This window comes from Mesorhizobium sp. M1252 (genome assembly GCF_040318265.1).
Classification (GTDB): Bacteria; Pseudomonadota; Alphaproteobacteria; order Rhizobiales; family Rhizobiaceae; genus Mesorhizobium.
Genome location: NZ_JAMYLX010000037.1, coordinates 1 through 7,899 on the forward strand (window position 1 = coordinate 1; position 7,899 = coordinate 7,899).

Annotated in this window: 10 protein-coding genes and 1 pseudogene; 4 read left to right on the forward strand and 7 right to left on the reverse strand. The window is 57.4% G+C overall.

Features of this window, described 5'->3' with window-relative positions; all coding sequences use genetic code 11:
* Window positions 1-793 (reverse strand): Ig-like domain-containing protein (locus NKH22_RS31200; RefSeq protein WP_352912394.1); only part of this gene is annotated, 793 nt, incomplete at its 3' end.
* A gap of 18 nt (window positions 794-811) precedes the next feature.
* Window positions 812-1,276, reverse strand: a complete 465-nt coding sequence (locus NKH22_RS31205; protein WP_352912395.1) for a hypothetical protein — start codon at window positions 1,274-1,276, stop codon at window positions 812-814.
* A gap of 517 nt (window positions 1,277-1,793) precedes the next feature.
* Between NKH22_RS31205 and NKH22_RS31210 the strand changes: the two genes are divergently transcribed.
* A complete protein-coding gene (locus tag NKH22_RS31210; RefSeq protein ID WP_352912397.1) occupies window positions 1,794-2,366 on the forward strand; it encodes a hypothetical protein in 573 nt (190 codons plus the stop codon).
* A 165-nt stretch (window positions 2,367-2,531) separates the two neighbouring features.
* On the opposite strand, the gene NKH22_RS31215 is transcribed toward NKH22_RS31210, so the two are convergent.
* Window positions 2,532-2,921 carry a hypothetical protein gene (locus NKH22_RS31215; protein WP_352912398.1) on the reverse strand — a complete coding sequence of 130 codons (390 nt, stop codon included), beginning with the start codon at window positions 2,919-2,921 and terminating at the stop codon, window positions 2,532-2,534.
* On the opposite strand from NKH22_RS31215, the gene NKH22_RS31220 reads away from it, so the two are divergent.
* On the forward strand, window positions 2,920-3,444 hold the full coding sequence (locus NKH22_RS31220) for a tyrosine-type recombinase/integrase (RefSeq protein WP_352912400.1): 525 nt from the start codon (window positions 2,920-2,922) through the stop codon (window positions 3,442-3,444). The genes NKH22_RS31215 and NKH22_RS31220 overlap by 2 nt on opposite strands.
* Before the next feature lie 562 nt (window positions 3,445-4,006).
* Here NKH22_RS31220 and NKH22_RS31225 read toward each other — a convergent pair.
* The 3 genes from NKH22_RS31225 to NKH22_RS31235 form a co-directional block, all read right to left on the reverse strand.
* Window positions 4,007-4,279, reverse strand: coding sequence for a KTSC domain-containing protein (locus tag NKH22_RS31225; protein WP_352912401.1), 273 nt, complete (start codon window positions 4,277-4,279; stop codon window positions 4,007-4,009).
* A gap of 22 nt (window positions 4,280-4,301) precedes the next feature.
* Window positions 4,302-4,496 carry a hypothetical protein gene (locus NKH22_RS31230; RefSeq protein ID WP_352912402.1) on the reverse strand — a complete coding sequence of 65 codons (195 nt, stop codon included), beginning with the start codon at window positions 4,494-4,496 and terminating at the stop codon, window positions 4,302-4,304.
* Window positions 4,497-4,683: 187 nt separating this feature from the next.
* Complete coding sequence (locus NKH22_RS31235) at window positions 4,684-4,872, reverse strand: DUF3606 domain-containing protein (RefSeq protein ID WP_023708231.1); 189 nt, start codon at window positions 4,870-4,872, stop codon at window positions 4,684-4,686.
* Window positions 4,873-5,023: 151 nt separating this feature from the next.
* On the opposite strand from NKH22_RS31235, the pseudogene NKH22_RS31240 reads away from it, so the two are divergent.
* Window positions 5,024-5,890: pseudogene (locus NKH22_RS31240) on the forward strand (ATP-dependent DNA ligase).
* A 64-nt stretch (window positions 5,891-5,954) separates the two neighbouring features.
* A complete protein-coding gene (locus tag NKH22_RS31245; RefSeq protein ID WP_352912403.1) occupies window positions 5,955-6,314 on the forward strand; it encodes an ArsR/SmtB family transcription factor in 360 nt (119 codons plus the stop codon).
* Between the two features lie 835 nt (window positions 6,315-7,149).
* On the opposite strand, the gene NKH22_RS31250 is transcribed toward NKH22_RS31245, so the two are convergent.
* Entirely contained in the window at window positions 7,150-7,458 is a 309-nt protein-coding gene (locus NKH22_RS31250; RefSeq protein WP_352912405.1) for a DUF982 domain-containing protein, read from the reverse strand.
* Between the last annotated feature and the right edge of the window lie 441 nt (window positions 7,459-7,899).

Sequence of the window (7,899 nt, forward strand, 5' to 3'; positions counted from 1 at the left end):
CCGCACTACCGGTGTTGCCGGCGGTGTCGGTGTAGCTGCCGGCCGTCACCGAGACCGAGCCCTGGCCGGCGAAGCCGTCGTCGGCTGTAAACTTCGCCGTATAATGCGAAGCGTCAATCATCACAAAATCAGTCAGCGTGCCGTGGGTTGCCGTAACGTCTGCTAAAGTGAAGCCCGTCACCGGGCCAACAAAAGTGAATGTTACCACTGAGTTATTGTCGTTATCATTTAAGGAAGAATCGACAATATTGACGTATACAGGAACACGTCCGTCATTATCGAGAACGGTAACCTGCTCGATCGCGGAAACCTTGAGGTTGACCGTGGTGAATGTAAATTCTGCCTGGCCTGCTTGGCCGGTGTTCGAGTTCGAGTTTGCAGCAATGAAGGCACGAAATTGAGCAAGTTCGGTATTAAACGCCGTCATAAATGACGCATTGGCTAGTTGATCATTGCTTAGATAGATAGCGAGCGTATCGATCTCGGCAGTGCCTTTCGCAGCATTGCCGTTGCCGCCGTCATAGGTGTCGTAGCCGGAAAAGGTTGTTTGTCCACCGGTTGTCCCGGTGCCGTATACTAGGCCACCCATCTTGTACTGATTTTCCCACGCACGGTAGATAAGCGTGTCGGCTCCCGATCCGCCCAGGACCGTATCGAACCCACTGCCTCCATCGAGCGTATCGGCGCCTGAACCGCCATTCAGGCGATCGCTTCCGGCACCGCCCAAAAGCACGTCGTCTCCACTACCGCCGACCAGATTGTCGTTGCCGCTTGTACCAGTTGTCGTTGCCATACCCCGTCCCCTATCTCGCTAGTTGTTCTTGTCGATCAAGCGTGTCGACATCGACCTGCCGCTTGCGGCGGGGTCGCTCAAAAATTGTGAACCTCTGAGGGCAAGTTCGCTTTCGCCAACTAACGGCTTGATCCTGGGAGAGAGCGCCGGACCAAATGAGTTCGCATCCAGACCAATGGCACGTGTACCAATGCCAAACGCCCACCCCCCCGAGTCTGGCAAACACAGCTTGATGCCTGCTGAATCTTCGTAGGCAGCAGCGGCCTTCTTCGGATCGGTCGAGGCGGAAAACTCATCATTCGGAGAGCAAAGTGCGATTTCGGCCAGATCGCTGCTCGACCCATCGAGAGATATAATGGTCAGAACGGTGGAAATGGGGACGGGCGCATTTTCGGCTAAGCGGTAGGTATAGTCTCCGCCCTGTGGCGTATGGGGAAGCAACGTCGACATTCCGTCGGCGTGTATGATTTGAGAAGCAGTCATTATAACCCCCTTACTCATACACAGATGCCCCCACATCCGTTTACCGACCGCACTGAAACGACAAAGCACTCGCTATCAAAACTCATAGACTTCGTCAGCCCACCCAACCGCCGCTATGTTACGCCTTGCGAACGGCTGACTCAGCAGTACCGTTTACGGATGGCGGCTCGATGTTGATGATGATGATGATGTTGCGACGAGATTGGTCGTCGCGCTGCGTCTCCCCATTGCGTCGGCAAACTCGTCGGCTGCCGATCATGTTTTTAAGAAAATGCTTATATTAGGAGATTATTAACTCTTCCGAGGGGGAGTCGTCAACGTTCGACTAGCGTGACAGTTAACAGTCAAAATAAAACGTGCACGGAACCGGCTGCGGACCGCCTTCCAGAAACGCATGCCCCAGCGAGGGGAATGTGTAGCAGCAACCGCCGATCACATGGACAATTACGTTTCACGGTGTCGGTTGCTGTAACCATCTGAGAAGGTCCCAAGAGTCCGAATTTCCGCACCTCGCCTCATGTCGGAGCAAAATAATACAGTTGCATCAAAATCGAAATCATACAGTCGTATGATTATGGACCAAAAGCGCAAACCGCATCGCTTCCCTCAATCCACGTTGTTGGAGGCGGCATTGGTATCCAATGTCACTTTCAACGCGTGGCGAAAGCGAAACGGGCTTTTCCCTTGGACCAACGCTGACCGTAAGTGGAACACCTATTCTGGAGCTGAAATCACGACTGCGCGCACTGTGGTCGTTCTGACTAGTGCTGGCATGGTTGCATCTCGTGCGGTCTCCGCCGCGATGGCACTTTTGCCTATGTATCGCGCGGATTGGGAGACGGGCAGCCCGTTAATGGAAAGTGATCCTGTGTTGGCCTTGTCTTTCGACCAGGAAGGGCAGGGATGGTCTGATTTCGATGCATCGTCTCCGGTAGGAGAGGTAATTAGGCGCGAGCAATATCCGGTTTCGATCATTCTCAGGCCGGCTCGAATTGTCCTGGAAGTCTTAATTGGCATCGAGAAGGTGATGGGGCTGCCCGTCAAGGATCTGCTCCAAGCAGTTAATCCAAAACCTCACGAATCTTTTTGAAAACGCGGCGGCTGAAAAGGCGGGAGCAATCCAAAATGGCCGGCACACTGATCTCCTTCAAAATTGCCGATATTGCGCGCGCGATCAAGAGCGCACGCTAAGGCAACATGGAGCCTGGCAGGGTAGAAATAGATCCGGCGACGGACAAGATCATGGTCATCGCCGCTACACATACGAGCGAACCGGAAAACCCCGTCGACCAGTGGATAAAAAATCATGCGCGTTCGTCTTAAGGGGCTGAACAGCCGCACCAAACAGCTCGCCGACGGCAGCCTCGTCACCTACTAATGGGCTTGGAAGGGCGGGCCACGCTTGCCTGGCAAGCCTGGAGATCCCGAATTCATTGCAGCCTACAAAGCTGCCGCCGCGACCAAGGCCAAGCCGCGCCAGGGCGTGCTGCTGTCCGTGCTGAATGCATTTCAGGCCAGCTCGGATTTGGATGACCTGGCGCCGCGCAAGCAAGCCGACTATGTCAAGCTGATCAAGGTTATCGAAAAGAAATTCGGTGACTTCCCGCTGTCGGGCATGAGCGACCGCCGCACGCGGCATCTTCATGGAGTGGCGCGACGAGCGCGCCAAGGCATCGCGCCGACAGGCAGACTATGGCCGGCAGGTGCTGGCGAGGATCCTGTCCTGGGGACACGGTCGCGGCCTTGTGTCAGCCAATCCTTGCGAGAAGGGCGGGCGCCTCTATCGCGGCACCAGGGTGGCTAACGTCTGGACTGCCGCCGACGAGGCCGCATTCTATGCCAGCGATCCCGCGCACCTGCATCTGCCGCTCACACTGGCCTTGTGGACCGGCCAGCGCCAGGGCGACCTGCTGCGGCTCACTTGGCAGCAGTATGACGGCAGGGTGATCCGCCTGCAGCAATCCAAGACCGGAACTCGTGTGGTCATTCCCGTCGGAGGGCCGCTCAAGGCTGCGCTCGAGGCGCTGCGCGACAAGGTCGGGCAGATACTTTTGAACAGCGACGGCGTGCCATGGACCTCAGATGGCTTTCGATCATCGTGGCGCAAGGCCTGCGCCTCGGGCGGCGTGGTCGGAGTGACCTTCAATACATTCGCGGGACTGCTGTAACGCGCCTGGCGCTCGTCGAGGCCTCGGTGCCGGAAATCGCAACGATCACCGGCCACAGCCTCTTCGGGACGTGGCCGCAATTTTCGATTCTAACTACCTTGCGCCATTCGCCAACAATCCAAAGTTGGGCGAAGCAATCAAGCTTGCGAATGAATACGCCTCCGGAGACGTCCATCGGGCGAGTCTCCGAATCGGTGAATCCCCTGTTTGATCCGTCAAAGTCTAACGATCAGGGAAGCGCCATCGAAAGCACGTGCAGTAACGGTTGATTCAACCATTGCTGGTATAAGTGTGGGGTGGGTGGCGGCTCCGACAGCTCGGGGGTGGAACTGAGTGCCGAAGCCGCCTGCGCAGCCAAGGTTGGGGTTTGACCGCGCCGTCCTATTCTGGGACAGCGCGGCCAACGATTCGTTAAAATGATCCGGACCTAATTAAGTCGATGCCAATTGCGCCCTTCGGCCTTTATGCGTCAGCCGGGAACATCTTCGCTCCGAGTCTGTTCGGTCACACCCGGCTCGCGTTCTCAGCGGTCCTGCCGGTGACCAAGATGGCCCCTCACTCATCATGGTCGGCCCGCGCTCGGAAGCAGGCGCGGGCCATCCCTGAACAAGCCCGGCGCCTCCAGATGTCGGCGCCCTGGCGCGAGCCGGACTGCATAACGATTGCGGATGTGGCTGTTAAAATAGACGCCCTTGGCAAAGGCAGCTTTGAACGCAGCAACGGCCTCAGCAGGTACGTCCAAAAACTCGTAATGCTTCCCGCTCGCTACAAACCAAACCGAGAGAACCCTAGTGTTGGGGTCATAGTCGAACTTGCGTATCGAGGTCGATGGCATTGTATGCCATTCAAAAACTTAGCTAGCCGAGTTGGCTGAAACTGTATTCGAATATGTGGCCGCGCTTTTCGTCGGCAACCCTGATCCAGATGGGCTCGCTGGTGCGCAGAGTGATGTCGCGCTCTGTCGCTTCCCGCGCCGCCCTGATCGGCGTTGTCGCGTGGACGATGTGGGTCACGGTATCGCCGTCCATTTCCTCAACGTGGTATTTCGGCACTTTTGGTCCTAAGCGTCCAGTTCGAGCGGCTCGTGCTCCGGATCGGCATGATAAGTGACCTGGCGAAAATCGCGCATATCAATCTGTTGCCCGCAAACAGGGCAAGGGAGGAAATGCGCGAGTTCGCTCGCGGGCGGGCCTTCATGTCGGTGCCCGATCAGTGGTCTGCCGAGATCAGATAGCCTGGTCATTGTTTCCGCAGCGCCTTGGCTACCCGCTCCAAAGTCTCGCGTTGGTTTCCGTGCTTTGCGATCAATTCCTTGACCTGCTGGGGTGTGATGCCGGTCTTTGTTGCGAAATATTCAACTTCATAATCCTCGTCGGCTGAGACACGGTCCCGATCGCGAAAATCCCGCTTGCTCTTGTCATCGGCCATATCTTTCCTCCTTCGCTCATCCCGCAACGTCGAGTTGACGTGTTTTGTTGCACCAAAAGCCGATTTCCGGTTTCGGAACCATTTTAGCTTAATCTTTTTGGATCGCCGGAGGGTGGGTCGAGTGCATGCGTTGAAGTTCATCGAGCCGTTGATGCCGACCCTTGTGGAGAAGCCTCCCGAGGGTGAAGGCTGGACCCACGAGGTCAAGTTCGACGGCTACCGATCGCAGAAGATCATTGATAAAGTTGGCACACGCAGTTTATACGCGTAATGGCCGCGACTAGAGGGCGAAATATGGCGACCTGGTGAGAGAGGCCAAGCGCCTTGGTGCCGAAAGCGCCATTGTCGAGGGCGAGATCGTCGTTCTGAACGACAAGGGCCTTTCGGACTTCGCAGCGCTGCGCAAAGCCATCACCCGCCGGCAGCACGACTTGTATTTTGTTGCCTTTGATCTGCTTCATCTTAACGGCCACGATCTGCGCGATAAGGCGCTAGAGGAGCGGCGCGAGATCCTGGCCAGCATGATCGCGCCCGGCGGGCGCATTCAATTCAGCGTGCCCCTGCCGGGCGAAGCGAGGGCCATCTTTCACTTGCTCGACAAGGCCGGACTTGAAGGCATAGTGTCGAAGCGGAAGGACAGCAAATACCGAAGCGGTCCGTCGACCAACTGGCTGAAGGCCAAGTGCTATGCGATCGAGAGTTCGATCTGCTCGGCGTCGAGCGTGAAACTGGCAAGCCGGCTTTCGCTCTGATGGCTGAGCGCGGCACCGGGCGTCATGTCGGAAGCGCATTCGTCACCTTGAACCGGGAAATGCGCGAGAGGCTATGGAAACGCGTCCAGGAGCACTCAGGCACGGCGCCCAAGGTCATCATGAAGCGGCCGGCCACGCAATGGGTCAAGCCGGGGCTGATCGGCCGCGTCAAGCATCTGCGCGGCGAGGATGACCTGCGGCTTGCATGGCTGCAGGATTCCGCGAGGATGAGGATCAATAGGAATTTGCTTTTTTGGCGGAACTGAGGGTTTTGATTCCGCGTTGCTGCAGACTTAAGTTCTATCTTGGGTAGGACCTTAGTCTGATTCGATGATTTCAAGAAACCTTGCCGCCAGTGCCAAAACCGTCTCTGCCTTTCTCAACTTGATGGGAAATGAGAAGCGGCTTTTGATCATGAACCACCTGGCCGGCGGCGAACTTTCGGCCGGTGTCCTCGCCGAGAAAGTTCAACTCAGCCAGTCGGCTTTGTCGCAGCATCTTGCCAAGCTCCGCGCCTTCGGCCTTGTCGACACCCGACGCGACGGTCAAGTAATCTACTACTACTGCTCATCCGGCGCAGCGCGCGAATTGCTAGCTATGCTGGACGGCTTCCTGACGACCGGACGACCGCTCGCGGGGCCAGGTCCGCACTACGTTGCCCAAAGACTTCGCCGGCTGCGAATGGCCTGAGAAGGCAAATCTAGACGAGCGGCCCGCGCCAGCCTGTAAAGCGGAGCGCGGGCCTCAACCGTCGACATCGGTTGGCAGCGGGACACGCTGCAACCACCCAACTCACCCGCCCGAGGCCTGTTCCCCGGACACCCCGCCGCCTATGCGTTTGCGAGCAAATAGTTCGCGCAGTTCACTGGCGCTAGTCGACCATGTCGCGCAGCGGCTTTTTCGCCTCGGCGGCACATAGGACGGCCCAGCAGCCTTGTTGCGGGGGGCGCTAACGGGCGGGCCACTGGGCCTGACCGGTGATACTTAGCGCCGGCTGGCAAACATATGGGCACTGCTACCAATGCCAACGAAACATACAAACGAAGGAAGGACGCGATCTAACCCGCGATCGCCATTCCAAAGCCAACACCAAGGCCGACTGCGACGCCCAGGAACAGCGTGGCGGCAAGATCGAGGGCGAAGGCGCGGACGGGGCGCCACAAGTCCTGGCGGGACCCCTGAGGCCTGGCCGATATCATCGAAAACAGTGTCCATGCCTTCAGCATAGAAACGCCCGCACTGTGAATCCCCTTGGAACATTGTAGGCTCGAAACACTTCGGGCGGTCGCACTGTTCCCATTTCAGTGTCTTCCCAAAGCTGCCCACTATCTGAACGGTGGTGGGCTTTTTTGTACATTAGCGGAACCTGAAATTTTGGCGCTTGTTGATAACACGGCAGCGAGTGGGTGTTCGCTGCTGGTCGAGGTCCCGCAAGACTCGGCCGGGCTCGCACCACCTCGCCGGTCGGTGCGAGCCCACCGTCGCGCGACCAAGCGAGATCCCCGGTGTCGGTCCCTATTTGATACTAGGGGGACGGCGGTTCATCATCACGATGGTTTATGGCACGTTGCCCAATATGCCGAGGGCGGGACTCCGTCTTGGCCGGCTGCAGCAAGCGCTGGTCGATAGCGGCGGCCTTGAACGCCGCAAATGCTACGGCCGGACTGCAGCTTCCATCCTTGGCCTCCGCAATTAATCGGCACGCATTCCTATAGGCCGCCGCTTCCTTATTTGGCCACTGCCCCAGCAGCGCTTCCTCGACCTCACAGATGGAGGAAACCGTCATTGATTTCCGGTCTACCAGCTTAACGAAAAGCGGTAAAAAGGTGCTCATCGCACACCTCCCGACCTTTTAGTGCGCCGAACGCAACACGAGCTTTTTGGTTTCCATGCCTATCTGTTTTTTCGACCCATTTCAGCACTAGCCAACTTGAATCAGCGGGTTGGGACCCAGCCGTAGGGGAATGGCTTCCAAAATTGTATGGAACCGTGGCGACGACCACACATTCCTACCTAAGCGATCGATTCTTCGGATGTAGCCGTAACGACGGAAACATGCGCTACCTGGAAGAGAGGCTAAGTCGCATGAAAGAAGACCGGTGGGAATCTGACCACCAGTTCATCGAAGGCGCCCGCCGTAGCCAGCGCTGGGCGGAGAGAGAACTGGAATCCCTACAATCGACCATCCAAGGGTAGTGTGCTGAGAGTTCTGCAAATTCGCTGAGAGGGGGCGGTCATGGCAGGCTGGTGATTGTTCACGTCACCTGATTCCCGC

What these genes read in the sequence shown, in the direction of transcription:
- NKH22_RS31205 (WP_352912395.1), bottom strand. Translation starts at nt 1,276, where the DNA reads ATGACTGCTTCTCAAATCATACACGCCGACGGAATGTCGACGTTGCTT.
- NKH22_RS31210 (WP_352912397.1), top strand. Translation starts at nt 1,794, where the DNA reads ATGTCGGAGCAAAATAATACAGTTGCATCAAAATCGAAATCATACAGT.
- NKH22_RS31220 (WP_352912400.1), top strand. Translation starts at nt 2,920, where the DNA reads ATGGAGTGGCGCGACGAGCGCGCCAAGGCATCGCGCCGACAGGCAGAC.
- NKH22_RS31215 (WP_352912398.1), bottom strand. Translation starts at nt 2,921, where the DNA reads ATGAAGATGCCGCGTGCGGCGGTCGCTCATGCCCGACAGCGGGAAGTC.
- NKH22_RS31225 (WP_352912401.1), bottom strand. Translation starts at nt 4,279, where the DNA reads ATGCCATCGACCTCGATACGCAAGTTCGACTATGACCCCAACACTAGG.
- NKH22_RS31235 (WP_023708231.1), bottom strand. Translation starts at nt 4,872, where the DNA reads ATGGCCGATGACAAGAGCAAGCGGGATTTTCGCGATCGGGACCGTGTC.
- NKH22_RS31245 (WP_352912403.1), top strand. Translation starts at nt 5,955, where the DNA reads ATGATTTCAAGAAACCTTGCCGCCAGTGCCAAAACCGTCTCTGCCTTT.
- NKH22_RS31250 (WP_352912405.1), bottom strand. Translation starts at nt 7,458, where the DNA reads ATGAGCACCTTTTTACCGCTTTTCGTTAAGCTGGTAGACCGGAAATCA.